We start from the raw sequence: 626 nt of genomic DNA, 5'->3' as shown, positions 1-626 counted from the left end.
ATGGGTGTGTGATTTTCCGATAAATGTATTTTTGTCAAAGGTATACGGTGAATCTCTGAATCATTTTCTGCAGGCGTCCGGTTTCATTTCAGCGTGGTGAGCACCGCCCCGGCGGCGATCAGGACAATGCCAAGGGCTGCCTTCGCCGAGATGCGCTCGCCCAGGAAGCTGATGGCGAACAGCGTTGTGAAAACGACGCTCAGCTTGTCCACCGGCGCCACCTGCGAGGCTGGCCCCAGTTTCAGCGCCCGGAAGTAGCACAGCCACGACAGGCCCGTCGCAATCCCGGAAAGGGCGAGAAACGCCCACGTTTTGGGCGGGATGCCGCCAGGCGCCCGCCATTGTCCTGTCGCCGTCACCAGTATGGCGGCGACGGCGAGGATCACCACGGTGCGAATGAAGGTGGCGAGATCGGCGTTGATGTCACTGACGCCGACCTTGGCGAGGATCGCGGTCAGCGCTGCGAACACCGCCGACAGCAGCGCCCAGAACTGCCAGGACGTGACCTGAAATAACGTCTGCATGACTGGTTTCCCGTGTCGGCGCCACGGCCGTGCGCCGGTCTGGGGCCTTCTCCGTCGCGCCCGCGCCCGTTGTGCTGCAGGGCGTCATCAAACCGCAAAAGC

Annotated in this window: 1 protein-coding gene; it reads right to left on the bottom strand. The window is 62.3% G+C overall.

Going from position 1 to position 626, the window contains the following annotated elements; all coding sequences use genetic code 11:
• Positions 1–83 precede the first annotated feature (83 nt).
• Positions 84–524 carry an EamA family transporter gene (locus tag AC4FS3_RS28985; protein WP_132008290.1) on the bottom strand — a complete coding sequence of 147 codons (441 nt, stop codon included), beginning with the start codon at positions 522–524 and terminating at the stop codon, positions 84–86.
• Between the last annotated feature and the right edge of the window lie 102 nt (positions 525–626).

The sequence above is a fragment of the Pseudogemmobacter sp. TB195 genome, from assembly GCF_058313095.1.
This window is presented reverse-complemented; position numbering and strand designations above follow the sequence as displayed.

What these genes read in the sequence shown, in the direction of transcription:
- AC4FS3_RS28985 (WP_132008290.1), bottom strand. Translation starts at nt 524, where the DNA reads ATGCAGACGTTATTTCAGGTCACGTCCTGGCAGTTCTGGGCGCTGCTG.